General features: G+C 53.6%; 1 pseudogene. It reads left to right on the forward strand.

Annotation, left to right across the window (positions count from 1 at the left end):
- A pseudogene (locus ACYP03_RS27125) lies at nucleotides 1-252 on the forward strand (type III PLP-dependent enzyme); the annotation flags it as partial.

Consider the following 252-nt stretch of genomic DNA (forward strand, 5'->3'; position numbering starts at 1 on the left):
TGTGTTTGTGGTGGATAACCTCAATGAGCTGGCGAAGTTCAAAGCCTATCACAACGAGGTAGAACTGCTGGTGCGTCTGAGCTTCCGCAACGCAGAAGCCTTTGCCGATTTGTCGAAGAAGTTCGGCTGTTCGCCGGAGCAGGCACTGACGATCATCGAAACGGCGCAAGCCTGGAATATCCGCATTAAAGGCTTGTCGTTCCACGTGGGGTCGCAAACCATGCACCCGCAGAAATACGTGGATGCGATTCG

This window comes from Photobacterium sp. R1 (assembly GCF_054600795.1).